Raw genomic sequence first — 26,935 nt, 5'->3', positions numbered from 1 at the left:
TCTCAGATGGACGAGGCCCTGCTCCGGAGCCTCACGCCGAGCGTGCTCGGGATCCTCGTCCGCCGCGGAGCCGACTTCGCGGCGGCCGAGGACGCCGTGCAGGACGCGCTGGTCGAGGCGGTCCGCGTCTGGCCAGCCGACCCGCCGCGGGAGCCGAAGGGCTGGCTGGTCACCGTGGCCTGGCGCCGGTTCCTCGACGCGACCCGGGCGGACGCCGCGCGCCGCCGGCGTGAGGACCTCCTCGACGAGGAGCCGGCGCCCGGGCCCGCGCCCGCGGTGGACGACACGCTCCAGCTCTACTTCCTGTGCGCCCACCCGTCGCTGACCCCGTCGTCCGCGGTCGCGCTCACGCTACGCGCCGTCGGCGGGCTGACCACCCGCCAGATCGCCCACGCCTACCTGGTGCCCGAGGCGACCATGGCGCAGCGCATCAGCCGGGCCAAACGCACCGTCTCCGGCGTACGGTTCGACCAGCCCGGCGACGTCGCCACCGTGCTGCGCGTCCTGTACCTGGTCTTCAACGAGGGCTATTCCGGCGACCTCGACCTCGCCGCCGAGGCCATCCGGCTCACCCGGCAACTCGCCGCCGCGATCGACCACCCCGAGGTGGCCGGGCTGCTCGCCCTCATGCTGCTCCACCACGCCCGCCGCGCCGCGCGGACCGCGCCCGACGGGCGCCTGGTGCCGCTCACCGAGCAGGACCGCGGCCGGTGGGACACCGAGTCGATCGCCGAAGGCGTGCAGATCCTGCAGGCCGCCCTCGCCCGCGACCGGTTGGGCGAGTTCCAGGCCCAGGCCGCCATCGCGGCACTGCACGCGGACGCGCCCACCGCCGAGGAGACCGACTGGGTGCAGATCGTCGAGTGGTACGACGAGCTCACGCGCCTGACCGACAGCCCGGTCGTCCGGCTCAACCGCGCGGTGGCCGTCGGCGAGGCCGACGGACCGCGCGCCGGCCTGGCGGCGCTCAAGGCGCTGGACGAATCACTGCCCCGCCACACCGCGGTGGCGGCGTACCTCCACGAACGCGACGGCGACCTGGCGACGGCGGCACGGCTCTACGCCGAGGCGGCCCAGAAGGCACCCAACCTCGCCGAGCGCGACCACCTGACGCGCCAGGCCGCCCGGCTCAACGCCCGCCGTTGTCGCTGACGCTTCCCACGAAGGCATGCCACCCGCACCTGACCAGACGCTGCACGACGTGCTCGCGCTCGACGACGTGCCGCTGGCCCGGACCGGTGGCAACGGGCGGGCAGTGGCCTGGTTCGCATGAACAGAAGCGACCTGTTCGGCGCCGCCAGGGACGGGCGGCCTTCACCTTGTTCGTGGCTGGGTTCCTGATGGACGTGGACGCGGCGCGGCGTGGTGTGGGTGTCGGGGGGCCGGCGGGTCGGTCCCGAGCAGTCGGTGCAGGGTGTCCGCCTCGGTAGGCAGCAGGCCGGGATCGTCGTCGATGACGAACTCCAGCGAGGCGAACCGTTGTCCTGGTGCGCTCCTCGCCGCGGTGAGGTACGCCGCCCAGTCGGCGTGGTGGCTGTGCAGCGGCAGCCGCTGGCGCTGCGGGGTCCAGGCGAACACGTGCAGGTCGGCCAGGTACGGCAGGACGGCGTGCAGATCGGCCAGGTTCTCCGCGCGGTCCCGCTCGGGCTGCGGCTGCCACAGCGTGCGGACCGGTAGGCCGGCCAGGGTTTCCAGTAGCCACGCCGTGGAGCCGCGGGTGTCGGTGAGCGTATTGCGGTGGTACTCGAAGGCGACGGTGAGACCCGCCGCGCCGGCCAGGTCGGCGACGCGGCGGGCGTCCTCGACGACGCTGGCGCGGTAGTGGGCGTCCGCCTCGGTGCTGGGCCGGCGCCCGGCCCAGATCCGGATCACGGGCGCGCCGAGCAGGCGGGCCGTGCGCACCACCGTCTCGGGCGCCAGCCCCTCGGCTGCCGAGTGGCCCAGCCGGTAGTACGACCCGTACCCGGAGACGGCCAGCCCCGCACCGGTGGTGAGGTCGGCGACCCGCCGGGCCACGTCGTCGTCTCCGGGTGGCACGTGGACGTCTCCACCCCACTCGATCCCGGCGAGCCCGGCCGCGCGAGCCAGCGCCACCACCTCGGCGGGGACGAGTTGCCGGAAGGTCACCGAGACCAGACCGGGGCGGAGACTCATCCCGGGAACACCGCGGCGGCGAGGTCGGCCGGTACGCCCTGCAGCGCCACCGGACGCAGGAACCGACGCACGGCGGCGGTGCCGACGCTGGTCGACCAGGGCGCCGAGGTCGCCGGCCAGGGACCCCCGTGGTGCATCGCGTCGCACACCGCCACTCCGGTCGGCACCCCGTTGACCACGATCCGCCCGGCCCGTTCGGCGAGCGCCGGCAGCAGGGCGACGGCCAGGTCGTTGTCGGCCGGGTCGGTGTGGTCGACGATGAGCGTCGCGGTCAGACTGCCCGCCAGCCGCGCGACGATCCCGGGGTACGTCTCGACGGGCGCGGTGCAGACGACGACCGCCGGCCCGAAGTGCTCCTCCAGCAGTTCCCCACCGAGCTGGTCGGGGTCGACCTGGACGACGAACGGGCGCGGCACCTGCGCCTCGTCCGGGCCCGCGGCGGGGGGCGGCGGGGCGCTGGTGAGCTGCGCGCCGGGCAGGGCGCCGGCCCGCTCCCGCCACCCGGCGTGGGCGGCGGCCATCTCCGCGGTGAGCATCGGGTGCGACGGCGCCGTGGCCACCGCAGCGGCGAGCGCAGCGGCCAGGGCCGTGCCGGCCGGGTCGGCCGGGAGCAGGACCAGGCCGGGTTTGGTGCAGAGTTGCCCGGCCGAAGCGGTGACCGCCGTCGCCAGCGTCGCCGCCCAGGTCTCGTCGCGGGCCGCGGTGGGCAGCACGAGCACCGGGTTGAGTGAGCCCATCTCGGCGTAGACGGGAACGGGGTCGGGACGCCCCGCCGCTGCGTCCATCAACGCCCGCCCCCCGCTCAGCGAACCGGTGAACCCGACCGCCCGGATCGGCGGACTGGTGACCAGCGCCAGAGATACCTCGGGTCCACCCTCGACCAGGGCGAAGGTGCCCGATGGCGCGGCGTCGAGCGGTTTGGCAAGCAGCTCGGCGAGCAGCCGTGAGGTCTCCGGTTGGGCCGGGTGCGCCTTGACGACCACCGGGCAGCCGGCGGCGAGCGCGGACGCGGTGTCCCCGCCAGGCACCCCGAAGGCGAGCGGGAAGTTGGAGGCCGCGAAGACGGCCACCGGCCCCACCGGAACCGGCACCGTGAACACGTCGGCTCCACCCGGCGCGGCACCCGGCGAGGCGAGAGCCTCCCGGTGCCGGCCCGCGGCCACGAAGTCGCCGAGCAGCCGGAGCTGGCCGGTGGTGCGCGCGAGCTCACCGGCGAGGCGCGCCGGGGGCAGTCCGGTCTCCGCACCGGCGACCGCGACGATCCTGTCCTCGGCCGCGGCGAGCGCGTCCGCGCACCGGTGCAGCAGGTCGCGGCGCTGGGCGCCGGTCCAGGTGGCGAGGACGCGGGCGGCGTCGGCCGCGCGGGTCGTGTACTCGTGGACGGTCCGGGGGTCAGTCATCGTGTACCGCCTTGACGATCTCGACGAAGAGCCGCTGGCGCCATGCCGGCGCGAGGCCCAGGTGATAGAGGCTGAACCGGGTCGCCCCGGCGCCGCGTAGCCGCCGTACGTGGTCGGCGAGCGCGTCCGGGGCAGCCGGCGGGAGCACGGTGACGTACGCGTCGACCGGCCGACCGGTCCGGGCGGCCCGGGTCACGATCTCGGCGCTGGCCGGCCCGGTGGGCCAGGCCGGTACGAGCAGCGCGTCGACGTCGGCCGCGGCGGTCGGGGTGAGCCCGGGTGAGGGCCCGGTGGCCCACGGGTCGGGGTTGGCGTGCAGGGTCACCGGCGCGTCCGGCAGCACCTCCCGCAGTGCGGCGAGCACCTGCGTCCGCAGCGCGTCGGTGGCCGCGTGACGGGTGGCGAGCAGGGGGCCCGCCATCGGGTCGGTGAGCGGTGTGGGCGACGGGTCGGGGGCACGGGCGGCTTCGGCGTGCACGTCCGCCCGCAGCCGGTCGACCACCTCGCCCGGGTCGAGCCCTCGCTCCCGCCAGGCCGACTGACACCCCTGGCAGCAGCAGATCGACAGCAGCCGCGCGGCGTTCGCCGTCCAGGCGTCGTCGGTCTTCTCGTGATGCCCGAGGTGCGCGAGGCCGAGTTGGCCGCACGCCTCGAGGGACACCGCGTCGACCGGTACGTCACGCACCGCCTCGGCGGTGAGCGTCGCCGCGTAGTCGCGCACCTGCGGGTTGGCCGGGCACAGCGCGTACGGGTAGCGCTCGCCGAAGCAGTTGGTGACGGCGAGGTCCGGATGGGCGCTGCCCAACCGGGTGCTGTGGGTGAGCACGATCCAGGCGGTGACCGGTACCCCGGCACGGCGCAACGCGTCGGCCGCGACGCCGAACGGGTCCGCCTCGGTCATCCACTCTGCGGCCCCGGGACGCAGGCGGTGGGGGGCCCAGACGCTGTCGCGGACCGGGCGGTACAGGGCGGCCCAGCGGGCGTCCACGAGCTGGTGCCGGGGGTGCAACGGGGTCGCCGCCCGGGTGGAGTGGTAGCTGGCGGCCAGGGTCACGCCGGTGAGGCCGAGTTCGCGTACCCGGTCGGGGAACGACGGGTCGCCGATGACGTCCCAGGGGTAGGCGTGTCCGGTGACGGTCACCACCGGGGCCTCCGCTTCTCGTAGTCGGGCTGGAACTGCCGCAGGTAGGCGGTGTCGTCCCGTTCGCGGATACCGCACCGCTGGTAGTCCTCGTGCATCCGGGCGAGGGCGTCGCGGTCCAGGGTCACCCCCAGGCCGGGGGTGTCCGGCACCGTCACGGTGCCGTCGACGATGGACAGCGGGGCTTCGACCACGTCCACGCCGCACTGCCAGGGGCTGTGCGTGTCGACCGCGTACGCCAGGTGCGGGGTGGCCGCGGCGAGGTGCGTCATCGCGGCCAGGCTGATGCCGAGGTGGCTGTTGGAGTGCATCGACAGGCCGATGCCCCAGGTCTCGCAGATGCTGGCGAGGCGGGCGGACGCGGCGAGGCCACCCCAGTAGTGGTGGTCGGCGAGGACCACTCCCACCGCACCCTCGGCCACCGCCTGCGGCAGGTCGGCGAAGCTCACCACGCACATGTTGGTGGCCAGCGGCATGGGCGCCCGGGCGGCGACCCGCGCCATCCCGGGAATACCCGGCGTGGGGTCCTCCAGGTACTCCAGCAGGCCGGCGGTCTGCTCGGCGACCCGCAGCGAGGTGTCGACGGTCCACGCGCAGTTGGGGTCCAGCCGTAGTGGATGCTCCGGGAACGCGGCCCGCAGCGCCTGGATCGCCGCGATCTCCTCCTCCGGCGGCAGCACCCCGCCCTTCAGCTTGATCGACCGGAAGCCGTACCTGTCGATCATCTTCCGGGCCTGGGCCACGATGCCGTCCGGGTCGACGGCCTCGTTCCACTCGTCCGGCTCCGCTCCGGGATGGGCCGCCCACTTGTAGAACAGGTACGCGGCGAACGGCACCTCGTCGCGGGCCTTGCCGCCGAGGAGCGCGTACACCGGCCGGCCGATCGCCCGCGCCTGGAGGTCGAGGAAGGCCACCTCGAACGGGGACAGCACCCGGGCCACGGTCTTGGCGGTGCTGGAGCCGCCGGTGAGGCCGTGCCGGTCGGGGGCGTCGGCGGCCCCCACCGCGGCCTCGACGTGCCGGGTCAGCGCGGCGATGTCGAACACGTCCAGGCCGGTCAGCCCGGCCGCGACCCGGTGCAGCAGGGCGAGGTGCGGCGCGTCACCGTAGGTCTCGCCGAGGCCGATCAGCCCGTCGGTGCCGCGGACCTCGACGATCGCGCGCAGCGCCCACGGTTGATGCACGCCGGCCGAGTTGAGCAGGGGCGGGTCCGGGAAGGCCACGGGGGTGACCGTGACGCCGGTGACGGTCAACGGGTCGGGCACGGCGACCTCCTCAAGTCGTCGGTGGGCGGTCCGCTCATGCCGCCACCGGCCCCGGCGCGGCGTGAGCGACCTCGGCGACACCGGTCGGGTTCAGCCGGGCGAGTGCGGCACGTCCGCGGTCGAGGATTCCCGCCAACTGCTCGACGTGGGCGGGGCTGGGGTCGACCAGCGGTGGGCGGACCGGGCCCACCGGCAGCCCGGTGAGGCGGGCACCGGCCTTGACCAGCGCGACGGCGTAGCCGGGTACCTCGTCGCGCAGCGCCACCAGCGGTAGGTAGAACTCGGCCAGCAGGCTGGTCACCGTCTCGTCGTCGCCCGTGCGCACCGCCCGGTGAAAGGCGGTGGCGATGTCGGGCGCGAAGCACAGCACCGCCGAGGAGTAGCTCTCCACCCCGATCGCCCGGTACGCCTGAACGGACAACTCGGCGGTGGGCAGCCCGTTGAGGAAACCGAATTCGGCGGCGCGCGGATGGCCGCTGGTCCGTACCGCGGTGACCAGCCGGAGCATGGCGTCGACGTCACCACGGCCGTCCTTGATCCCGGTCACGGTGGGGATGTCGAGCAGCGCCACGGCGGCGGCCGGGTCGAGTACGGCGTTGGCCCGCTGGTAAACCATGATCGGCAACGGGGTGCCGCCGGCGACGTACCCGACGTGGCGCACCAGGCCGGCGGGCGTGGAGGTGACCAGGTACGGCGGCAGCAGCAGCAGCCCGTCCGCGCCGCAGTCGGCGGCGATCCGGGCGAATTCCCGGGCGCACTGCGGTCCGCCGCCGGTGCCGGCGAAGATCGGCAGGCGGCCCCCGGCCACCCGCACCGCCGTGCTGACCACCTCGCGGTACTCGTCGCGGTCCAGGGCGGTGAACTCTCCGGTGCCGCAGGCCACGAAGAGCGCCGACGGGCCGGCGGCGATCTGCTGTGCGACGTGCTCGGCGAACACGGCGAGGTCGACGGTGTCGTCGGAGGTGAACGGGGTCAGCGGGAAGGAGAGCAGGCCGTGCAGGCGCATGGGATTCCTTGTCTGTGCGGTCTCGATGGGTACACGGGTGGCGGTCGGGCGGGGCGGCGGTCGGGGTCAGCCCTTGACCGCTCCGGAGGTGAGGCCACGCATGAACTGCCGCTGCATGGCGAGGAACACGAGGACCGAGGGCAGCAGGGCGAGCAGCGACGCGGCGAGCAGTACGCCGACCCCGACCTCTTCGTCGTTGCGCAGGGTGCGCAGCGCCAGCGGCAGGGTGAACTGGCTGGCGTCCTGGGCGACCAGCAGCGGCAGCATGTACTGGTCCCAGATCATGGTGAAGCCGAAGATGCCGATGACGCCGAGCGCCGGTCGGCACAGCGGCAGGACCACCGACCAGAAGATCCGCAGGTCGCCGGCGCCGTCGATGCGGGCGGCCTCCTCCAGTTCGACGGGGATCTCCCGCATGAACTCGGTCATGACCAGGATGGAGAAGCCCCAGGCGGCGACGGGCACGATCATCCCGACCAGGCTGCCGACGAGGTTGACGTGGATCACCGGCACGTCGGCGAGCACCAGGGAGAGCGGGATGGCCAGGATCTCCTCGGGCAGCATCATCGTGGCGAGGATCAGCAGGAAGACCAGCCGCATGCCGGGGAAGCGTTTGCGGGCCAGAGCGTACGCCGCCGAGATGCTGACCATGATCTGCAGCAGCAACCCGACCCCGACCACGATGAACGAGTTGAGCAGGTAGAGCAGGACGTCACGACGGATCGCGGCGGTGAAGTTGTCCAGGGTGAGGCGGGTCGGCAGCAGCGTCAGTCGGCTCGGGTCGGGCACCGGGGTGAACGCGCTGACCAGCAGGGCGACCAGCGGGCCGGCGAAGACGCAGACGAGGACGGCGTAGAGCAGGAGGCGTACGATCCGCGCGATCGGTCCGGGCAGCGCGGCGAACCCGAGTGCCGTGTCGAGCCGCTGTGCCCGCTGCGCTCTGGTACCGGGGCGAGGTGGCGTACCGGCCCGGCGGGCGGCGGTGCCGGCGGTCACCGGGCTGCCCCGCGGTCGCGGCGCCGCGCTGCCTGGACGGCGAGGGTGAGCACGACGGTCGCCCCGAGCAGCACCATCGATCCGGCGGCGGCCACGCCGAGTTCGTTGCGTTCCAGGCCGAGTTTGTAGATGAGGGTCATCAGGACCTCCGTGGAGCCGTTGGGTCCGCCGTTGGTCAGCAGGAAGATCTCGGTGAACACCCGCAACCCGCGGATGGCGGCGAGGGTGGCCAGGATCGCGAAGACGGGTCGCAGCGCCGGGAAGGCGACGTGCCACAGCCGCCGCAACGGTCCGGCGCCATCGGCGGCTGCGGCCTCGTACAGGGCGCGGTCGACGCCGGCCAGGCCGGCGAGGAAGATCATCATGTCGTACGGCGCGCCTCGCCAGATGCCGACCGCCATCACCGACCAGAGCGACGTGTCCTCGCCGTTGAGGAACTGTGACGGGCCCAGCCCGACCCAGCCGAGCAACCCGTTGACCATGCCGTCCGGGGCGGGGTAGTAGAGGATGCGCCAGACCTCGGCGACCACGGCCATCGCCGCGACCGTGGGCAGGAAGACCGCGGTCCGCACGAACCACAGGTGCCGGGCGCTGCCCTCCAGCACCAGCGCCAGCGCCAGCCCGAGCACGATCGAACCGCCGGTCTGGCCGACGGCGAGCACGACCGTGTGCCAGATCGCGGTGAGGAAGGCGTCGTCGGTGAACACCTGCCGGTAGTTGTCCAGACCGACCCACTGGTCCCCGAGGTAGGGGCGTACCTCGTGGAAGCTCATCTCGACGGCCCGGGCCATCGGCACGAACTTGAAGGCCGCGAAGATGATCAGCGCGGGGGCGAGGAAGAGCCAGGGCACCAGGTACCGCTGGACCGAGCCGAACATCGGCATCGAGAGCCCGCGGCGCCCACCAGGCGGACCCGGGCGGACCGGTGTAGCTGGCGGGCGGCCCGGGCGGCCCGTCGCGGCGGGCACCGGCGCACCCTGCCGGGTCGGCGCCGCCCGGGTCCCACTCACGCCTTCACTCCCTGCTTGGTCAGCTCGGTGGCGAACGTCGCGGCGAGCTTCTCGAGTTCGCCCTTGGTGTCGGTGCCGCAGTTGGCGACGATCGCGTTGATCGTCTCCGCCGCCTTCTGCTGGAACGGCGTCCACTCCGGCACCGCCGGGACGTACCGCCCGACCGTCCGGTAGATCTCGTCGAAGGTCTGCCACCGGGCGTCGGAACGGACCTCGGCGAGCTTGACCGTCGCGTTCACCGGCAGGCGGACGAAGTTGCCGGCGGTGTCGCCGGCCATCCCGAGGGTCTGCCCTTCCACGGAGACCGCGAACTCGGCGAACTTCTCCTGTCCGGCCCGGTTGTCGGAACCGGCCATCAGGTAGACGTTCTCGCCCTCGGCGAGCGAGGCAGCCTTGCCGCTCGGACCGGGCGGCGCGGGGACCACCTCGTACTTGTCCTTGCCGAGGTTCTTGTCGAAGCGGGCCATGTTGTAGGGCCCGGTGAGGTAGATGCCGGCCTTGCCGGTCTCGAACACCGGGTGCGCCTGGGTGGTCTCCATGGTGACCGCGCCCGGCGCGACGGTCTTGGCGGTGCAGAACTGGGCCTTGAACCAGTCGACCGCCGCGACCGACTCGGGGCTGGCGATCGCCGGGGTGAAGGCGCCCGGCTTACCGCTGAGGAAGTCTCCACCGCCGGCCCACAGGAAGCTGGAGAAGTACCACGCGGTGTAGCCGCGCTTCGTCGAGGCGGGTACGGCGTACCCGTACGTGTCGGCCTTGCCGTTGCCGTCCGGGTCCCGGCTGGTGAAGGCGGTGGCGAGCGTGTCCAGGTCGGACCAGCTCCGGGGAGCTGGCAGCCCGACCTTCTCCCGCCAGTCCTTGCGGATGAACAGGGCGAACGACTGGGCGGAGAACGGCACCGCGTAGTGCTTGCCGTCCGCCGCCTTGGCGGCGTCCCAGGCCACCGGGGTCAGATCCTGCTCGCCGGCGATGTCGGCGCGCTCGACCTCGCGGACCAGGCCCTGCTTGACCAGGGTGCCGAGCTGGCCGGTGTCGTTGATGACGATGTCGGGAAGCTGCTTCTGCGCGGCGGCCTGCTGCAGCTTCGTCTCGAAGTCCTCGAAGAGGGCGGTGACGGTGGTCGGGATGCCGCTGGACTCGGTGAACTTGGCGGCCAGCGCCTTGGCGGTCTGTTCGGTCGCTCCCGGGGGCTTGCGGACCCAGATCTGCAACGGCGCCTTGGCGTCCTGCGCCGCGTCACCGGCGTCACCTCCGCAGGCGCTCACCCCCAGGGCGGTGACGGCGACGGCGAACAGAGCCACAAGCTTGGTCGCGCCTCGACGGTCAGCCACGAGACTGCCTCCTGTCTACATATATGGACGCGTTCTTGATGTGTGTCACTTGGGCATCAACAAGTTAGCTTCCGGTACCATGGCGGTCAACAGGCCCGAAACAAATAACCATCAGGGTGGAGCCATGCCCCGCACTCGCTCGCGCATCGAACGACCTGAAAGCGCTGACCGCGCTGACCGCTCCGACGGCGCCGGCCGGCGCGCCGGCGGCGAGAGGAACGGACGCGCGGCCGCGCACGGCCCCGCCGGCGCGCCGGCCGAGTCCTCACCCGTCAAGTCCGCCGAGCGCACCGTGCGGATCCTGGAGACGCTGGCCGCGTCGCCCACCCGCCTGACGCTCTCCGAGCTGCAGGAGCGGATGGGCTACCCGCGCTCCAGCCTGCACGCGTTGGTGCGCACGCTGCGGGAACTGAAGTGGGTGGAGACCGATGAGGCCGGGATGGCGTTCGGGGTCGGGCCGCACGCGTTGCTCTCCGGCACCGCCTACCTCGACCGTGACCGCGCCCTGCCGTACGCGCACGAGACGCTGGAGGATCTGCGCGCCGAGGTCGGGTACACGATCCACTACGCCCGACGCGATGACGCGCACGTGCTCTACCTGGCGAGCCGGGAGTCACGCGACGCCGTCCGCGTCGTCTCCCGGGTCGGGCGGCGCCTGCCGGCCCACCTGACCGCCCTCGGCCAGGCGCTGCTCGCCGAGCTCACCACCGACGAGGTGGAGCAGATCCTGCCGGCCGACCTGGAGAAGGCCACCCCGCACACCATGACCGACCGGGCGGCGCTGTACGCCGAACTGGACGCGGTACGGCAGCGGGGCTGGGCGTTCGAACGGGAGCAGGGCACCGAGGAGGTGGCGTGCGTGGCCGCGCCGGTCGGCTACCGGATTCCGGCCACGGACGCCATCTCCTGCTCGATGCCCGCTCAGTTGGCCGACGGCGAGGAGCTGGACCGGGTGGTCAAGGCGGTGGTGACCCACACCCAGCGACTCGCCGCCACCCTTCGCCGGGAGGGAATCCGCTAGTAGCGCTCGCCGAGAGGCACGTCGCACCACTGGCCGCCGGCCCGGTCGAGCACCGGGTCGGCGTCGAAGTCGGGCTCCCCGTGGGCGGCGACGAGTTCGTCGGCGTACTGCTCGGCGTCGTCCTTCGGGTGGTAGCCGATCGCCTCGCCCTCGGCCAGCGACCACCAGCGGCGGGTGTTGCGGCTGACCCCCCAGACGATCCGGTAGCCGGGTGAGTCGGCGGTCAGGCACGCCTCCACCAGGCGCGCCCCGTCGTCGGGGGACAGCCACAGGGCCAGGCCGCGCAGCCCCGGCGGCCTGGGGAACCACAGACCGATGCGCAGGCAGATCACATCCATGCCGAAACGGTCGGCGTAGAGCTGCCCGGCCGCCTCGGCCGCCACCTTGCTCCACCCGTACAGCGTGTCGGGGCGCCCGGGCACGTCCGCCGGCAGACCCCCCGCCGGCGCCCCGTGCCGGCGGTGGAAGCCGGCCGCGTGGTTCGACGACGCGAGCACCACCCGGCGTACGCCGGTGCGCCGGGCCGCCTCCAGCACGCAGTACGTGCCGTACGCGTTGAGCCGGAGCACCTCCTCGACGCCGGCCTCGCGGCTCTGCCCCCCGAGGTGGACGATCGCGTCGACGTCGCGGCAGGCCTCCACCATCGCGTCGAGATCGTCAACCGAGGCGACCACCACCTCTTCCCTACCGTCGGCAGGTTCCGTGGTCGGTTCTGGTTGCCTGACGTCCAGCAGCCGAAGCGTACGGCCGGGGCGAGCCAGCCGGGGCCGGAGCAGGGTCGCCACCTTTCCGGCCCCTCCGGTGATCAGGATGCGTTCCTCCGCCATGCCACTGCCCTCCGTTGGTCTGTTGCGGAACGGGTGCCACAGCATAACCCCCGCCGTCCTGATACAAGGACTCCGTCTTCCACAGCGCACGCCGTCCACATACGTGGAAGAACAGGCAGCTGCGTCCACATATGTGGAAGTTATGTTACCGACAGGACAACCATTGACCCGTTGGCCGCCGTTCAGTTAACTGGCTAGCAACCTTCGTCGATATCTGGCGATGCCACCCACCCTTCACCCGCCCCCCGCCGCTTCTCCGACGGCGACAATCACCCGGAGGTCGTGGTGCCCCCTTCCCTCCTACCCCGGCTCGTGCCCCTCGTGGGCACGGCCGTGGTCCTCGCCACCATGCCGGTCGCGCTCGCCGCGGCCGACCAGCAGTCCCCGCAGGTGACCGCCGCGTCGGCCGACGCGGCGCTCACCCTGGATCTCTCCACCGGCAACCGCCGCGCTCCCCTGACCGGCCTCTACGACTGGCGCCGCGCCGGCTACCGCGGCGGTGCCGCCCTGCCGGGCAGCAGTCAGATCAACCCCGACGCCGCCTGCCAGGTGACCCCGGCCGAACTGGCCGGCAGCTTCGGGGTACGCCCCGGCGACGGGGTGGACGACTCCGCCGGCCTCCAGTCGGCGATCGACGCGGTCCGGTCGACCTGCTCCGGCAGTGCGAGCTACACCCGGCTCAGCCTGATCAACCTGCCCGCCGGCGTACTCAACGTCAGTCGGGAACTGCACGTCGACGCCGACTACCTGGTGATCCGCGGCGCCGGCGCCGACCCCACCACCGGCACCCGGATCGCCTACCGGCCGGACGCCAACACCCGCTACGACACCCTCACCCCCGACGGATCGGACTGGGACGAGGACGCGATGGCCTTCGGGCAGGGCAAGGGCGGCTGGCTCTGGCCGGGCCGCGGCCTGTTCCGGGTGCAGTCCCGAGGCGTGCACACCAGTTACGCCAGCGATCACGCCGCCGCCCCGGCCAACCGTAAGGACATCTTCGAAGGCACGGTGAACGTGCACTGGAAGGCCGGTGTCGCGCTGCGCGGCAAGACCGGTGACACCGCGTACGCCGCGCGGGCCGGCGACACCGTCGTACACCTGGCCAGCAACGCCTCCATGACCCACCTGACCGCCGGCGCGCTGGTCAACATCCGGGCCGCGAACTCGGTCAACTTCTACGCCCAGCAGCAGGCGCTGCCCACCCAGCATCCGCTGCTCAACCTCCACATGCGGCAGCAGATCTTCACGATCGCCGCAGCCGACTCCGCCAACCGCACGATCACCCTGGACAAGCCGCTGGAGTACGACGTACCGGTGAACTCCACCTCCGACGGGTCGGCGCCGATCGACGGCACGGTCTACCAGTCCAAGGCGGCGCCGCTGGTCGACCCGGTCCTCGGCGTCGGCATCGAGTCCCTCTCCCTCACCCAGGAGATACCCGGGCTCGCCCCAGCGGCCGCGAAGCACAACTACGGCAACCTCGACCCGGCCGCGCAGATGCACGGCATCGTCTTCAAGTGGGCGGCCAACTCGTGGGTACGCGGCATCCGCGCCGAGATGACCGGCTCCCACCCGATCGTCACCGAGGAGGCCAAGAACCTGCAGATCGTCGACAACCACCTCGACGGCGCGTGGAACAAGGGCAAGGGCGGCAACGGCTACTTCCGCGGCTCCCGGGTCTGGGACTCCCTCTACGCCGGCAACGTCTCCCGCAACCTGCGCCACTTCACGTTCCAGTGGTCCGCGTCGGGCAACGTGGTCATCGGCAACGACTTCGACTCCGACCTCAACCTGCACGGCGGCTGGGAACGCCACAACCTCTTCGAGCTCAACACGGTGACCGTCCCGTACGCCCACCGCTCCGCCAACTGCACGGCCAACTGCGGCGAAGAGGGCGGCGGCGGACCGGACACCTCGAACTGGTTCCCGATCTGGTGGGGCGCCGGCAAGAAGGCGGTGAAGTGGTCCGGCTCCACCGGGCCCCGCAACGTCTTCTTCAACAACACGATGACCAAGCAGCTCGGCTCGAACACCGCGCCCTACACCGCCTACTACCCGGACCGCACCCGGATCTACCAGTTCGGCTGGAACGGCACGGGCTTCCGCCACCTCGACATCGGCGGTACGCCGATCGCCGACTGGGCCCAGAACGAACAGCGCGACTACACCGGTGGGCACGGCGTCGACGCCACCCGCACCGACACCGGGCCGTCGCTGTTCCTGACCCGGGTCGGCGGCGCCACCCCGCCGCCCACCACCGCACCGCCGACGACGCCACCGCCGACCACGACGCCGTCCCCGACGACGCCGCCACCCACCACGGCGCCCCCGTCGAGCGGGCTGACCGCCCGCTTCGTCAAGACCTCCACCTGGAACGGCGGCTACGGCGCGGACTACGTCATCACCAACACCGGCAGCACCGCGACCACCAGCTGGGTCGTCGAGTTCGACCTGCCCGCCGGCACCACGATCACCAACTCGTGGAGCTCCGTACGCACCCAGAGCGGACAGCACTACCGATTCACCAACGCCAGCCACAACGGCGACATCGCACCCGGTGCCACCGAAGACTTCGGCTTCAACGTCTCCGGCACCGGCACCCCCCTCAACTGCACCATCAACGGAAGGCCCTGCTGATGCCACACCCACGTACCGGCAGAGCGGTTGCCGTGGCCGGCTTCGTCGCCGCCCTCGGCGCTGCGGCCCTGGTGTTCGCGCCCGCGGCGAACGCCGCCGCGCCCGACCTGACCGCCCGCTTCGTCAAGACCTCCACCTGGAACGGCGGCTACGGCGCGGACTACCTCATCACCAACCGTGGCGACGCCGCGAGCACCAGCTGGACCGTCGAGTTCGACCTACCCAGCGGCACCACGATCACCAACTCGTGGAGCTCCGTACGCACCCAGAGCGGACAGCACTACCGATTCACCAACGCCAGCCACAACGGCGACATCGCACCCGGTGCCACCGAAGACTTCGGCTTCAACGTCTCCGGCACCGGCACCCCCCTCAACTGCACCATCAACGGAAGGCCCTGCGACGGCACGGCCCCGACGACCCCGCCGCCCACCACCGCACCTCCCACCACCCCGCCGCCCACGACACCGCCTCCGACGACACCACCGCCCAGCGGTTCGGTCGTGGACGTCGCCACCGCGGCCCAGCTGCAGACCGCCCTGGCCGCCGCCCAGCCCGGCCAGACCATCCGGCTCGCGTCCGGCACCTACCGGGGGGCTTTCCTCACCCAGCGGGCCGGCACCGCCTCTGCCAGGATCACGCTGACCGGCCCCAGGACCGCGGTCCTCGTCAACGACGGCCCTTCCGGCACCGCCCCGTCCTGCCCGGCACCGACCGCCGGCTGGGACTCCGGCTACGGCCTCTGGTTGTCCAACGCGCCGTACTGGAACCTGACCGGCTTCACCGTGGCCGAGTCGAAGAAGGGCATCGTGCTCGACAACTCCCACCACGTCACCATCGACGGGTTGTACGTGCACCACACCGACGAGGAAGCGATCCATTTCCGCCGTTCCTCGGCGGACGGGATCATCCGCAACTCCACGATCACGGACACCGGCCTGGTGCAGGCCGGTTACGGTGAGGCGGTCTACATCGGGTCCTCGAACTCGAACTTCGGCTGCCACGGCAACTCCGGCGGGATGGACCGCTCGGACCGGGTGCAGGTGCTGAACAACACCATCGGCCCCAACGTCGCCGCCGAGCACGTGGACGTCAAGGAGGGCACCGTGGGCGGCGTGATCCGGGGCAACCGGTTCAACGGCCAGGGCATCTCGGGATCCAACTCCGCCGATTCGTGGGTCGACGCCAAGGGCAACGGCTACCTCATCGAAGGCAACACCGGCACCTTCCGGTCGCCCGGAACGTTCGCCAACGGCTACGAGACGCACAACCTGATCGACGGCTACGGCTGCGGCAACATCTGGCGCAACAACACGTCGGACCTCGGCGGCGTCGGCCGGTACGCCATCTACGTCACCTCGACGTCGAAATGCTCCTCGAACCCGAACGTCGTGTACTCCTCCAACACCGTCACCAACGCGGTGAACGGGCTGACCAACATCCCCACCACCCCGTAACCCGAGCCCAGTGCGAGCCCAACCGGCGACGGAGCCACGAACCGGTTGGGCTCGCACGAGGGCACGGAGCGAACGTCGACCTTCGGACGCGGTAACCACGAGGCAGCTGCTCCGCCAGCTGTGACGTAGGTCGGCCGGTCAAATCCCTGGTCAGCCGAGAGGCGTTTCACCGATGATTGCGGCCATGGCCACGACCCGACGGGCCGAAATGCCCACTGACCCACCCGACCCAGATGGCGACCAGGCGCTGGCCGGTGTGCGCGGGGGTTCTCTGCCATCACAGCCGGACGGGGGAACCACCACGGGGGTCATCGAGTGCCGTGAGCTTGCCGGCGGAGCGCTCGATGGCCGACTGGGTGGCAACGCCGCCTCGATCCGGGCTACGGCCTGCGCCCTGGCGAAGGTCGGGTCCGCCGTAGCCGTGGTGCTCGTCGAGGGCATCAGCGACCAGATCGCACTGGAAACCGCCGCAGTGGGCCGCGGCCGCGATCTCGAGGCCGAGCGGGTGGTGATCGTGCCGATCGGCGGCGCGCACGCGATCGGCCGCTTCCTCACGAGGTTGGGCCCACTGGGCGCCCGGGTACGACTTGCCGGTCTGTGCGACCTGCGTGAGGAGGAGGTATTCCGGCGCGGGCTGGACATGAACCACGTCGGCGCACCCCGGACGCGCACCGACATGGAGCGCCTCGGGTTCTACGTCTGCGTCAACGATCTGGAGGATGAGCTGATCCGCGCCCTGGGCGCGGCACGGGTCGAAGCGCTCTTCGATTCGCAGGGTGACCTCCGATCGTTCCGCTCGTTCCAGAGCCAGCCCGCCTGGCGCGGCCAGCAGCCCGAAGCGCAGCTGTGGCGGTTCCTGCGGAGCAGTTCGCGCCGCAACCTGCGCTACGCACGCCTACTCGTCGAGGCGGCAGTCGGCCGGGACACCCTGCCGCGGCCACTCGACGCGCTACTCGCCACCGTCTGACCCACCGAAGGTCGAGCCTCGACCGTCGGCTCGAAAGGTGCCGGACCCGCATCGCCATCGCCATCCGGTTGGTCGCCGTCACGATGACGCGCCACAGCTCCCGCCGGAAGCCCCAGTGTGTGGGCACTTGAGCCTCCTGCGTGAGTAGTCATCCCAGGTGTGAAACGACGCCCGATGGGTCAGTCAGGCGGCTCCGCCAGCCGCTCCAGCCGGTTCCAACCGGCCCAGCCACGCTCGCGCATCAGGTCCAGCAGCCGCTCCACCCGCGGGTCGGACTCGACGGCAAGCGCATCCAGTAGGTCATGCGGTAGATCGTCGTAACCCTCGTCGCCGAGGTAGATCTCGCCGGAGGTGAATGCCTGCTCGGCCAGGCAGGCCAAGATGTCGGCGGCTTCCACCAGACGCGGGTCGTCGTCGCCTGCGTCACTCTCGAAGATGTCCGACAGCAACCGATAGAGCCGGACGACTTCCGGGTCATCGAGCTGCGCGAGCTTCCCGGGCATGAACTCGCGGATGCGATCGGGCCAGCGAGCCGCAACCAGGATCCATCCGTCCCGCTCACCCTCCACCATCCGCTCTGACGCCCCGATCTCCCGAAGCCGATCGAGATAGGAGACCACCTCCGGTGGGAGCGTCAGACGGTCCCCGGCAGCGAGTTGCGCGATCTGCTTGCGGCTGGTCTCGAGCCGTTCGATCTCGTCGCGCAGGTGCCCGTCGATCCTCTGGATTGCTTCGGCAAAGGTCGATGCGTCGGCTTCGAGCATCTGATCGATCTGGGACAGCGGCACGCCAGCGTTGGCGAGAGTGCGGATCTTGATGAGTGACACGACTGCCGTCGCGCCATACCGCCGGTAACCCGACGCGTCCCGTTCCGGCTCGGGTAGGAGTCCGATCTGGTGATAGTGCCGCACCGCCCGCACCGTGACGCCGGCGTACGCCGCCAGTTGACCGATCGTCAGCATGCTGTAGATCCTGCCCTCACCTCAGCCGGACCCGTCGACGCCGGCTCAGGCGATCCTTCGACGGTAGGAGATGTTGGCGAAGATGTAGGCGACGACGAGGATGCCAACGCACCAGGCGAGGGCGGTCCAGATGTCGGTGCCGACCGGCTGCCGGGTGAACAGGTCTCGGATCGCGTTGACGATGGAGGTCACCGGCTGGTGCTCGGCGAAGGCGCGCACCGGGCCGGGCATGGACTCGGTGGGCACGAAGGCCGAGCTGATGAACGGTAGGAAGATGACCGGGTAGGAGAACGCGCTCGCGCCGTCCACGGACTTCGCGGTGAGGCCGGGGATCACTGCGATCCAGGTCAGCGCCAGGGTGAACAGGACCAGAATGCCGGCGACCGCGAGCCACCCCAGCACGCCCGCCCCCGTGCGGAAGCCCATGAGGAGGGCGACGCCGATGACGACCACGAGCGAGATCAGGTTGGCGACGAGCGAGGTCAGGACGTGCGCCCACAGCACGGAGGATCGTGCGATCGGCATGGACTGGAACCGTTCGAAGATGCCGCCCTGCATGTCCAGGAAGAGCCGGTAGGCGGTGTAGGAGATGCCCGAGGCGATCGTGATGAGCAGGATGCCGGGCAGCAGGTAGTTCACGTACGAGTCGGACCCGGTCTCGATCGCGCCGCCGAAGACGTAGACGAACAGCAGCATGAAGGCGATCGGCATGATCGCGGTCGTGATGATGGTGTCCGGGCTGCGGGCGATGTGCCGCAGCGAACGTCCCAGGAGAACGGCGGTGTCGCCGAGGAAGTGCTTGTTCATCGTTGTTCCTTGTCCGTTCCGGCGCCGACGAGGGTGAGGAAGACGTCCTCGAGGGTCGGCTGCTTCTCGACGTACTCGACCTCGGCGGCTGGGAGGAGCTGCTTGAGTTCGTTGAGGGTGCCGTTCACGATGATCCGGCCCTCGTGAAGGATCGCGATCCGATCGGCGAGCTGCTCCGCCTCGTCGAGGTACTGGGTCGTGAGCAGCACGGTCGTGCCGCCCTCGGCGAGCTCCTTGACGGCCTGCCACACCTCGATGCGCGCCTCCGGGTCCAGCCCGGTCGTCGGCTCGTCGAGGAAGATGACCGGCGGGTTCCCGATGAGACTCATCGCGATGTCCAGGCGGCGGCGCATGCCACCGGAGTAGGTCGCCACCCTCCGGGTGCCCGCCTCGGTCAGCGAGAAGCGCCCCAGGAGGTCATCCGCGATCGCGCCCGGATCCTTGAGGTGCCTCAGCCTGGCGACCAGGACGAGGTTCTCCCGACCGCTGAGGATCCCGTCGACCGCCGCGAACTGCCCGGTGAGACTGATGGACTCGCGTACGTCGGCGGCCTGCGTCGCGACGTCGAAGCCGTTGACCCGGGCAGTCCCTGCGTCGGCCTTGAGCAGCGTGGACAGGATCCTCACCACCGTGGTCTTGCCCGCCCCGTTCGAGCCGAGCAGGGCGAAGATGCTGCCCCGCGCCACTTCGATGTCCACGCCGCGCAGCACCTTCAGATGCTTGAACGACTTCTCCAGGCCGTGCACGTGTATCACGGGCCGGTCGACCCGACCGGTCGTTGACGGGATGCTCATGACAGTCAGCATGGAGGGTTGACGCAGCGTCAAGGTCAAGTCTCGACGGCAGCGTCAGTTCGTCCCCTCGATCGGAGGTCGCGGGCTCGTGTTCATGCCGGTCGGGCTCGACGGGCACGCATGGGCGTACCGGGTGGACACGTCCGACGGCGAGCGCTACTTCCTGAAGATGCGCCGCGGCGAATTCACCCGGGCGGCCGTCCTGCTGTTCGGCCTCCTGCGAGGCGAGGCGTCGGGGTGTTCACTCCGCCTCGTGCCGGGTATTGCCAGCTCATGGCGCGGTACACGAAGCCGGAACTCCGTGAGCAGGTCAAGAAGGAGATTCAGGCCTCCGACAAGGGCGGCAAGCCGGGGCAGTGGTCGGCGCGCAAGTCGCAGCTGCTCACCAAGGAGTACCAACGGCGCGGCGGTGGCTACGTCGGGCCGAAGGACGAGCGGCAGAAGTCCCTGCAACGGTGGGGAGCCGAGGAGTGGCAGACCAAGGAGGGCTCCGCCCGGGCACGTCGGAACGGCGAGACGAGCCGGTACCTGCCCAAGCAGGCCTGGGAGGAGCTTTCCGAGGAGGAGCGGCGCGCCACTGACCGCAAGAAGCGACAGACGTCCCGCACCGGCCGCCAGTTCGTGTCCAACACCGGGCCCGCCAAGCGGGCCCGGCGGGACGTGACGACGGCGGAGCAGCTGTCGGAGATGCCGGTCGCCCAGGCGGTGAAGCTCGTCCGCGACCTGGACACCAACCAGCTCAAGGCGGCACTGCGCCGCGAGCGCGGCGACAAGGCCCGCAAGACGCTCCTCCAGAGGCTGGAGTCGGAGCTGCACCGGCGCTGACGGTGGAAGCAAGCTACCGCTGGCGGGAGGTCAGGACCTCTTCGGCGTACGCCCAGAGCCGGTCGGCGGCCGCCGGGTCGACGGCGTGCTCGGCCACCCCGGTCATCGGCTCCGGCCCGCCCGGGACGACCACCGCCTCCTGGTTGTCCTCGAAGTAGCGGCCGGTGACGCCCTCGAGCAGCGGCGACGCCGCCAGCAGCACCGAGGTCGCCGCGCCCTGGGCGGGCGTCTTGAAGTAGTCCGGCACCGTCGGGTTGCCCGCCTCGTCGATCGTCACCCCGACCGAGCGCAACGTGTCGTCGTCGAGGTGCCGCTGGAGGTTGGTCATGATGTAGCCGGGGTTGGCCGCGTTGGCGGTGATCCCGTCCGCGGCCCAGTGGCGGGCGATGCCGACCACCAGCAGGACGTCGGCGGTCTTGGACTGGAAGTACGCCGCCCAGGGCTCGTACGGCTGGCGCTCGAAGTGCGGGTCGTCGAAGTCGACGGCCCGGCGCAACTGCGCCCCGGAGCTGACGACCACCACCCGTCCGGTGCCGGCGCGGAGACTGTCGCGCAGGCCGCGGGCGAGCGCGAAGTGGCCGAGGTAGTTGGTGGCGAGCTGCATCTCCCAGCCCTCGGCGGTGAGCTGCCGGGTCGGGACGGCCATGACACCGGCGTTGGCGACCAGCGCGTGCAGCGGCCCCTCCCAGGCCGCGACGAAGGCGTCGACCGACGACAGGTCGGCCAGGTCGAGGGCGGCCGCCCGGACGCTGCCCGGGCCGGGCCCGGAGAACTCCTCGACCAGCGCGGCGGCCCGGCCCGGATCGCGGGTGGCGACGGTGACGGCCGCGCCGGCGCCGGCCAGGGCGGTTACGGTCTCCACGCCGATGCCGGAGGCGCCGCCGGTGACGATCATCCGGCGCCCGGTGAGGTCGACGCCGTCGAGGATCTCGGCGGCCGTCGCGTGGGCGGCGAACGGAGTGGTCAGGCGTGCGGTGGCTGTCATGATGGCAACGCTACGAACGGCCCCGCGGGGCCGCCCATGGTTCCGCGTCCGCCGCTCTTTCGGGCGCGTCCAGAGGAGGTCGCGGGTGGACCCGCTGGAGGATGTGCTGGCCCTGCTCGACGCGACGAGTCGGGTGTCGGCGGGGCTGGCCGCGGGTGGCCGCTGGGCGGTCCGGTTCCCGCCACCGGCCGGGGCCAAGTTCAACGCCGTCCGGCTCGGTTCCTGCTGGCTGGAGGTGGACGGCGTGTCCGATCCGGTCCACCTCGCCGAGGGTGACTGCTTCCTGCTGACCCGCCCCGTGGCGTACACCCTGGCCAGCGACCCGGACCTGCCGGCCGAGCCGGCGCACCCGCTCTTCGCGGCGGCCGGCGACGGCGTGGCTCGCGCCGGCGACGGCGACGAGGTCTTCCTCATCGGTGCCACGTTCACCTTCACCGAGCGGGCCCGCGCCCTGCTGCTGGACGGCCTGCCACCGGTGATCCACGTTCCGGCCGGGACGCCGGAGGCCGGCGCCGTCCGATGGACCCTCGGCGAGCTCGACGCCGAGCTGCGGAGCAGGCTGCTGGGGGCCACCCTCATCGCAGAGCGCCTCGCCATCGTCATGCTCGTCCGGATACTGCGGCTGCACCTCGCCCGCGACCCCGGGCCCGACACCGGCTGGCTCGCCGGCCTCGCCGACCCGACGGTCGCCGCCGCCCTGCGGGAGATGCACGCCCGGCCGGCCCACCCGTGGACGGTGGCGAAGCTGGCCCAGGTCGTCGCCGTCTCCCGGTCGACGCTGGCGTCGCGGTTCAAGGAGGCGGTGGGCAAGGGCCCCCTGGAGTACCTCACCGAATGGCGGATCGAGCTCGCCGCCGACCGGCTCCGGCGGGGCGACGAGACAGTCGCCACGATCGCCCGCGCGGTCGGCTACAGCTCGGAGAGCGCGCTCAGCGTCGCGTTCAAACGAAGCACCGGTCGCTCGCCGGGCGCCTACCGCGATGAGTTCGCCAGGGTCCGCTGAGCCTTCCTCGGTGCGGCCCGGTGTCCCCGACCGCAGCCGGCCCGGCATCCGCGTCGACACGGGCGCCTCGTTTGCGGACGTGGAGCGTGGGAAATCGCCTGGCCCAACGGCGAGAGGAAGGCCGCACGGTGGACGACAACGAGTTCCTCGGTCTGGTGGCGACGCGTTCGGGCATGTCGTCGGAGCAGGCCACCGCCGTCACACGGGCCACGCTTTCCACCCTGGCGGAACGGATCGACGGTGGCGAGGCGCGCGATCTGGCCGACCAGCTTCCCGAGGGGCTGCGGGCGTACGCCTTCGGCGGTAGCGAGACCGGGGAACGATTCGGGCTCGAGGTCTTCGTCGACCGGGTCAGCGGCCGCGCGGACCTCGACGCGGACCGGGCGAGGGACGGCGTGACGGCGGTTTTCGACGTCCTTCGGGACGCCCTGGGCCCCACCGGCTATGCGCAGGTGGTCACCCAGCTACCGGCCGAGTACGGCGACGTCGCCGACCAGACCGCGCCGTTCGTCCGACGACAGGCCTGACGGTCGACCGAGGAGACAGAGATGGCTGTGTACCGGGACGAGGCTGACCTGTTGGGCCGGGCGTCCGAGGCGGACGCCCAGGAACAACAGCAGGAGGAGGTCGAGGTGGGCCCGACCGGGGCGGTGTCGGGCGCGGGGCCGGAGGCAGCTGAGGCGGACCTGGCGGAGCAGGGTGTCCTGGTGTCCCCGAGCGACCGGGCCGGCATGGCGGACGCCGTGCGCGACGACGTCAGCTCGGCGGACGCGGTGGAGCAGAACCAGGAGATCCCGACGCCGGACGAGGACCGCCGGGACTGATCGAAGCCGGAGCCCGAGTACGCCGGCGACGTGGCGGGCACCGTGCCGCGCTGGGTCAACCCGCTGACCGTGCCCATCGCGGTGGGCTGCCTCGCCGCCGCTGCCGGCGTACTGGCAGTTGCCGTCTTGGCGTGAACCATTGATGGTTGCCGTGCGACCCATTCGGCGTACGGCCCAGCACCGCCACCGTCACGCCGGCGGGTTCGAGGCGATGGTCGCCGGGTAGACCGTTGCTCTTGTTCCCGAGGCCGAGGTACCTCGGCGCGGAGGTGCCGGCCGGCGGATGCGTGAGGCGACGGTGGGTCCGGGCGGGGCCCGGATGCGGTGGATGGAGCTGTCCGGCGGCGAGCCGGCCCGGGTGTACCTGCACGGTCTGGGGGCGATGTCCGCGCCGTACTTCCTCCCGGTCGCCACCCACCCGGCGTTGGCCGGGCACCGGTCGCTCTTCGTCGACCTGCTCGGCCACGGGCTCAGTGATCGACCGCCGGACTTCGGTTACACGCTGGAGGAGCACGCCGCCACCCTCGCCACGGCGCTGGACTCCGCCTGGGTCCGAGCGGCGGACGTGGTGGCCCACAGCATGGGCGGCGCGGTGGCGATCGTCCTCGCCCACCGCCGGCCGGACCTCGTCGGCCGGCTGGTGCTGGTGGAGGCCAACCTGGAGCCGAGCCCGGCGCCGAAGGTCGGCGGCAGCGGCATCAACGCGTACACCGAGGCCGAATTCCTGGCCGGCGGCTTCGCGGAGACCCTCGACCGGGTCGGACCGCTGTGGGCCGCCACCATGCGCCTCGCCGACCCGGTCGGCCTGCACCGCAGCGCGGTGCACCTGGTCGCGGCGACCCGACCCACCATGCGGCACATGCTGGTGCGCCTACCGATCCCCCGCACGTACGTCCAGGGCGAGCAGGGCTCCCCGGTCCGGGACCCGGACGGCCTCACCGCCGCCGGGGTACGGGTGGTGACGGTCCGGGCCGCCGGGCACAACGTCATGCTCGACAACCCGGAGGAGTTCGCCCGGGTGACCGCCACCGGTCTGACCGGCCGGGCCCGGCCCGGCTGACCACACGCCTAGTTTCGGCTGCGGATCATCGACATCAGCAGCCCGTGGGTCTCGGCGTCGGCGGCCACCACGAGCCCGCGGCCAGCCGGCCCGATCGGGGCGCCGTCGATTCCGGTGACCACGCAGCCGGCGGCCCGGCACAGGGCGATGCCGGCGGCGAAATGCACACTGCCCGACAGGTCACCGCCATCGGTCACGTACGCGGCGCGTTTGCCAGCCGCGACCCAGGCCAACGCCAGCGTCGTGGACACCACTCGCGGTCGGAAGCGCTCGACGAACCCGGGGTGGGCCAGCAGGTCCACGGCCCGGAATCCGGGCGCGCCGGGAAACGGCGGATCCAGGTTGACGTCCACCATCCGGGTCACGGGCGTGGGCGCCAGTTGCTCATCGACCCCGTCGCGCCGGGCCCAGGCGGTCCTGCCGTCGGTGAAGAAGACCTCGCCGCTGAACGGGTCGGCCACCGCCGCCGCCCCGTCGCGCAGCGCCACGTTGACGGCCACCAACATGTTGCCGACGGCGTAGTTCAGCGTGCCGCACAGGGGATCCACCAACCACTGCCGCACCGCGTCGGCCGGGCCCCGCTGCCCGCCTTCCTCGCCGAGCATCGCATCATCGGGCCGAGCAGCACGGATGACCCCGAGTATCGCGTCCTCAGCCTCCACATCGGCCGCGGTGGCGAAGTCTCCACCGCCCTTGTCGATGCGGGTGAGCCGGTGGCCGTACCTGGTGCGCACCACGTCCGCGCCAGAACGTGCTGCGGCTATCGCAACCCCGGCATCGTCAAGGCTCGCGTACGAGTTCATCACGCCGAGCAGGATATCCGGGAAGGCCGATCCCAAGCCGAGGACGGCGGCGAGGAGCGGGCTCCCGCTGCCGGGGCCGGCCGCGACGGCGGTCCCCAGTCGACGCTGAGGCCGGCGCGCCGACCGGGGACAACCCCACGGAAACCCTTGACGTCACCGTCGGTGACGTGATCTGCTCAAGGTGTCACGCTAATGACAACCGTTGTCGTTATCTTGAGGAGCAGCATGTCTCTCACCGTTCCGCCCGCCCTCCTGGACGCCGCCGAAGCCGGCCCGGTGGACGACGCCGAGTTCGTCGCCTGCGTCCGCGACTCCCTGCCCTACGCCTGGCAGACCGTCAGCCGCGTCGTCGCCGACCTGGAGGCGTCGGAGGGCACCTTCGCCGACGACAGCACGCCGCCGCCGAGCGAGGCCGAACGCGGCCAGCTGCTCCGGGCGCTGGCCAGCGACGCCATCCGGGGCAGCCTGGAGCGGCACTTCGGCGTGAAGCTGGCCTTCCAGAACTGTCACCGGGTCGCCGCCTTCCGGCCGTCGGCGGTCGACTCGGACCGCTACCGCCGGTTCATCTCCACCCGGGGACAGCTGCTCAACCAGTCCCCCGAGCTGCGTGACTGCTGAACGCCCCGCGGCCCGGCGGGCGGGACAGAGCGTCCAGGCGCACCTGTTCCTGCTCGCCGGGCGGCAGCCCGGTGCCAGCCACGCCGAGGCGCTCGCCGACGCCCACCGCTACGGCACGGCGGCGGAGGCCGCCGGTTACGCCGGGGTGTGGATGGCCGAGCACCACTTCATCTCCTACGGGGTGTGCCCGTCCGCGGTCGCCTTCGCCGCGCACCTGCTCGGCGCGACGCGACGGATCACCGTCGGCACCGCCGCCTGCGTACTGTCCACCCGGCACCCGGTCGCCCTCGCCGAGGAGGCGGCGCTGCTCGACGAGCTCTCCGGCGGGCGTTTCCATCTGGGTGTCGGCCGCGGCGGCCCGTGGGTCGACCTGGAGGTCTTCGGCACCGGCCTGGACCGGCACGACAACGGCTTCCCCGACGGCGTGGAGCTGCTGACCCGGTGGCTCTCGGGTGCGGCGACGGTGGCCGGCAACGAGCGGTTCCCGTTCCGCCCCGTGCCGGTGGTGCCGCGACCGGCACGCCGGATCCCGGTCTGGGTCGCCGCGACCTCCGCGCCGACCGTCGAGCTGGCCGCCCGGCACGGCCTGCCGCTGCTGCTCGGGATGCACGCCGACCTGCCGGAGAAGGCCGAGCTGCTCGACCGCTACGCCCGCGTCGCGGCCCGGCACGGCCACGACCCGGAGAGCGCCGCGCACGCCAGCGCGCACCTGGCGTACGTCGCCGACACCGACGGCGCGGCGCAGCGGGCCGTCCGGTCCGGTCTGCCGGGCCTGCTGGCCGGGATACGGGAGTACGTGCGCATCGACGGCGCCCCGAGCGCCGGGCGGGACCACGACCGCTACGTCGCCGACCTGATCGGCATGCACCCGGTCGGGTCGCCGGCCCGGTGCCGGGCGGTCCTCGCGGCGGCGGCGGCGCGGCTGCCGGGGGTACGCCACCTGCTGCTGATGGTCGAGGGCGCGGGCGGGCGCGAGCCGACCCTCGCCAACATCCAGCGGTTCGCGGCCGACGTGCTCGAACCGGCGTAGGCCGGTCGCCCG

26 protein-coding genes are annotated in these 26,935 nt (G+C 72.0%); 12 read left to right on the top strand and 14 right to left on the bottom strand.

The window, feature by feature from the left end; translation table 11 throughout:
* Positions 1-6 precede the first annotated feature (6 nt).
* Complete coding sequence (locus tag V6U79_RS03680) at positions 7-1,152, top strand: RNA polymerase sigma factor (RefSeq protein ID WP_334613829.1); 1,146 nt, start codon at positions 7-9, stop codon at positions 1,150-1,152.
* Between the two features lie 162 nt (positions 1,153-1,314).
* On the opposite strand, the gene V6U79_RS03675 is transcribed toward V6U79_RS03680, so the two are convergent.
* The 8 genes from V6U79_RS03675 to V6U79_RS03640 form a co-directional block, all read right to left on the bottom strand.
* A complete protein-coding gene (locus V6U79_RS03675; protein ID WP_334613476.1) occupies positions 1,315-2,154 on the bottom strand; it encodes a sugar phosphate isomerase/epimerase family protein in 840 nt (279 codons plus the stop codon).
* Positions 2,151-3,554: an aldehyde dehydrogenase family protein gene (locus V6U79_RS03670; protein WP_334613474.1), complete on the bottom strand. Its 1,404-nt coding sequence runs from the start codon at positions 3,552-3,554 to the stop codon at positions 2,151-2,153. The genes V6U79_RS03675 and V6U79_RS03670 overlap by 4 nt, the downstream gene beginning before the upstream one ends.
* On the bottom strand, positions 3,547-4,698 hold the full coding sequence (locus tag V6U79_RS03665; RefSeq protein ID WP_334613473.1) for a hypothetical protein: 1,152 nt from the start codon (positions 4,696-4,698) through the stop codon (positions 3,547-3,549). Before V6U79_RS03665 ends, V6U79_RS03670 begins: the two co-directional genes overlap by 8 nt.
* The gene (locus V6U79_RS03660; RefSeq protein ID WP_334613472.1) at positions 4,692-5,960 is read right to left on the bottom strand and encodes a glucarate dehydratase family protein; all 1,269 of its coding nucleotides are present in this window, start codon (positions 5,958-5,960) and stop codon (positions 4,692-4,694) included. The genes V6U79_RS03665 and V6U79_RS03660 overlap by 7 nt, the downstream gene beginning before the upstream one ends.
* A gap of 34 nt (positions 5,961-5,994) precedes the next feature.
* Positions 5,995-6,966, bottom strand: coding sequence for a 5-dehydro-4-deoxyglucarate dehydratase (locus V6U79_RS03655; protein ID WP_334523950.1), 972 nt, complete (start codon positions 6,964-6,966; stop codon positions 5,995-5,997).
* 66 nt (positions 6,967-7,032) lie between these two features.
* Positions 7,033-7,962 (bottom strand): carbohydrate ABC transporter permease, encoded by a 930-nt coding sequence (locus V6U79_RS03650; protein ID WP_334523947.1) that lies wholly within the window; start codon positions 7,960-7,962, stop codon positions 7,033-7,035.
* Positions 7,959-8,846, bottom strand: a complete 888-nt coding sequence (locus tag V6U79_RS03645) for a carbohydrate ABC transporter permease (RefSeq protein WP_334613471.1) — start codon at positions 8,844-8,846, stop codon at positions 7,959-7,961. The genes V6U79_RS03650 and V6U79_RS03645 overlap by 4 nt, the downstream gene beginning before the upstream one ends.
* A 122-nt stretch (positions 8,847-8,968) precedes the next feature.
* Positions 8,969-10,303 carry a sugar ABC transporter substrate-binding protein gene (locus V6U79_RS03640; RefSeq protein WP_334613469.1) on the bottom strand — a complete coding sequence of 445 codons (1,335 nt, stop codon included), beginning with the start codon at positions 10,301-10,303 and terminating at the stop codon, positions 8,969-8,971.
* Positions 10,304-10,427: 124 nt separating this feature from the next.
* Here V6U79_RS03640 and V6U79_RS03635 point away from each other — a divergent pair, with 124 nt between their 5' ends.
* Positions 10,428-11,324: an IclR family transcriptional regulator gene (locus V6U79_RS03635; RefSeq protein WP_334613468.1), complete on the top strand. Its 897-nt coding sequence runs from the start codon at positions 10,428-10,430 to the stop codon at positions 11,322-11,324.
* Here V6U79_RS03635 and V6U79_RS03630 read toward each other — a convergent pair.
* Positions 11,321-12,151, bottom strand: a complete 831-nt coding sequence (locus V6U79_RS03630) for an NAD-dependent epimerase/dehydratase family protein (RefSeq protein ID WP_334523934.1) — start codon at positions 12,149-12,151, stop codon at positions 11,321-11,323. The two genes, V6U79_RS03635 and V6U79_RS03630, sit on opposite strands and share 4 nt — an antisense overlap.
* Positions 12,152-12,436: 285 nt before the next feature.
* Between V6U79_RS03630 and V6U79_RS03625 the strand changes: the two genes are divergently transcribed.
* The 3 genes from V6U79_RS03625 to V6U79_RS03615 all read left to right on the top strand — a co-directional run bounded on the left by V6U79_RS03625 (position 12,437) and on the right by V6U79_RS03615 (position 17,212).
* The gene (locus V6U79_RS03625) at positions 12,437-14,788 is read left to right on the top strand and encodes a cellulose binding domain-containing protein (protein ID WP_334613465.1); all 2,352 of its coding nucleotides are present in this window, start codon (positions 12,437-12,439) and stop codon (positions 14,786-14,788) included.
* On the top strand, positions 14,788-16,245 hold the full coding sequence (locus V6U79_RS03620; protein WP_334613464.1) for a cellulose binding domain-containing protein: 1,458 nt from the start codon (positions 14,788-14,790) through the stop codon (positions 16,243-16,245). The genes V6U79_RS03625 and V6U79_RS03620 overlap by 1 nt, the downstream gene beginning before the upstream one ends.
* Before the next feature lie 184 nt (positions 16,246-16,429).
* Positions 16,430-17,212: a TOPRIM nucleotidyl transferase/hydrolase domain-containing protein gene (locus tag V6U79_RS03615; RefSeq protein WP_334613462.1), complete on the top strand. Its 783-nt coding sequence runs from the start codon at positions 16,430-16,432 to the stop codon at positions 17,210-17,212.
* A gap of 179 nt (positions 17,213-17,391) precedes the next feature.
* On the opposite strand, the gene V6U79_RS03610 is transcribed toward V6U79_RS03615, so the two are convergent.
* Genes V6U79_RS03610 through V6U79_RS03600 form a run of 3 tightly spaced genes read right to left on the bottom strand, consistent with a single transcriptional unit; the run spans position 17,392 to position 19,775 of the window.
* Positions 17,392-18,174: a MerR family transcriptional regulator gene (locus V6U79_RS03610; RefSeq protein ID WP_334529973.1), complete on the bottom strand. Its 783-nt coding sequence runs from the start codon at positions 18,172-18,174 to the stop codon at positions 17,392-17,394.
* A 45-nt stretch (positions 18,175-18,219) separates the two neighbouring features.
* Positions 18,220-18,981, bottom strand: a complete 762-nt coding sequence (locus V6U79_RS03605) for an ABC transporter permease (protein ID WP_334613461.1) — start codon at positions 18,979-18,981, stop codon at positions 18,220-18,222.
* Positions 18,978-19,775 carry an ABC transporter ATP-binding protein gene (locus V6U79_RS03600; RefSeq protein ID WP_334613460.1) on the bottom strand — a complete coding sequence of 266 codons (798 nt, stop codon included), beginning with the start codon at positions 19,773-19,775 and terminating at the stop codon, positions 18,978-18,980. The genes V6U79_RS03605 and V6U79_RS03600 overlap by 4 nt, the downstream gene beginning before the upstream one ends.
* A 273-nt stretch (positions 19,776-20,048) precedes the next feature.
* Here V6U79_RS03600 and V6U79_RS03595 point away from each other — a divergent pair, with 273 nt between their 5' ends.
* Positions 20,049-20,600: a DUF5872 domain-containing protein gene (locus V6U79_RS03595; RefSeq protein WP_334613458.1), complete on the top strand. Its 552-nt coding sequence runs from the start codon at positions 20,049-20,051 to the stop codon at positions 20,598-20,600.
* A 13-nt stretch (positions 20,601-20,613) separates the two neighbouring features.
* Here the strand turns inward: V6U79_RS03595 and V6U79_RS03590 are convergent, their stop codons facing one another.
* Positions 20,614-21,585 (bottom strand): SDR family NAD(P)-dependent oxidoreductase, encoded by a 972-nt coding sequence (locus V6U79_RS03590; RefSeq protein ID WP_334613457.1) that lies wholly within the window; start codon positions 21,583-21,585, stop codon positions 20,614-20,616.
* Positions 21,586-21,670: 85 nt separating this feature from the next.
* On the opposite strand from V6U79_RS03590, the gene V6U79_RS03585 reads away from it, so the two are divergent.
* The 4 genes from V6U79_RS03585 (at position 21,671) to V6U79_RS03570 (ending at position 24,472) form a co-directional block, all read left to right on the top strand.
* A complete protein-coding gene (locus V6U79_RS03585) occupies positions 21,671-22,588 on the top strand; it encodes an AraC family transcriptional regulator (RefSeq protein ID WP_334613455.1) in 918 nt (305 codons plus the stop codon).
* A 128-nt stretch (positions 22,589-22,716) separates the two neighbouring features.
* Positions 22,717-23,115: a DUF2267 domain-containing protein gene (locus V6U79_RS03580; protein WP_334529989.1), complete on the top strand. Its 399-nt coding sequence runs from the start codon at positions 22,717-22,719 to the stop codon at positions 23,113-23,115.
* A 21-nt stretch (positions 23,116-23,136) separates the two neighbouring features.
* Positions 23,137-23,412: a hypothetical protein gene (locus tag V6U79_RS03575; protein WP_334529992.1), complete on the top strand. Its 276-nt coding sequence runs from the start codon at positions 23,137-23,139 to the stop codon at positions 23,410-23,412.
* A 283-nt stretch (positions 23,413-23,695) separates the two neighbouring features.
* The gene (locus tag V6U79_RS03570) at positions 23,696-24,472 is read left to right on the top strand and encodes an alpha/beta fold hydrolase (protein ID WP_334613454.1); all 777 of its coding nucleotides are present in this window, start codon (positions 23,696-23,698) and stop codon (positions 24,470-24,472) included.
* An 8-nt stretch (positions 24,473-24,480) separates the two neighbouring features.
* On the opposite strand, the gene V6U79_RS03565 is transcribed toward V6U79_RS03570, so the two are convergent.
* Entirely contained in the window at positions 24,481-25,275 is a 795-nt protein-coding gene (locus V6U79_RS03565; protein WP_334613827.1) for an inositol monophosphatase family protein, read from the bottom strand.
* A gap of 225 nt (positions 25,276-25,500) precedes the next feature.
* On the opposite strand from V6U79_RS03565, the gene V6U79_RS03560 reads away from it, so the two are divergent.
* Both V6U79_RS03560 and V6U79_RS03555 read left to right on the top strand, forming a co-directional pair.
* Positions 25,501-25,893: an SCO5389 family protein gene (locus V6U79_RS03560; RefSeq protein WP_334529999.1), complete on the top strand. Its 393-nt coding sequence runs from the start codon at positions 25,501-25,503 to the stop codon at positions 25,891-25,893.
* On the top strand, positions 25,883-26,923 hold the full coding sequence (locus tag V6U79_RS03555) for an LLM class flavin-dependent oxidoreductase (protein ID WP_334613453.1): 1,041 nt from the start codon (positions 25,883-25,885) through the stop codon (positions 26,921-26,923). The genes V6U79_RS03560 and V6U79_RS03555 overlap by 11 nt, the downstream gene beginning before the upstream one ends.
* The last annotated feature ends 12 nt before the right edge of the window (positions 26,924-26,935 follow it).

Origin of the sequence: Micromonospora psammae (assembly GCF_036902725.1) — a bacterium.
Taxonomy (GTDB): domain Bacteria; phylum Actinomycetota; class Actinomycetes; order Mycobacteriales; family Micromonosporaceae; genus Micromonospora.
Note: the sequence above shows the minus strand (reverse complement) of the source record. Positions and strands in the feature narration are given on the sequence as shown.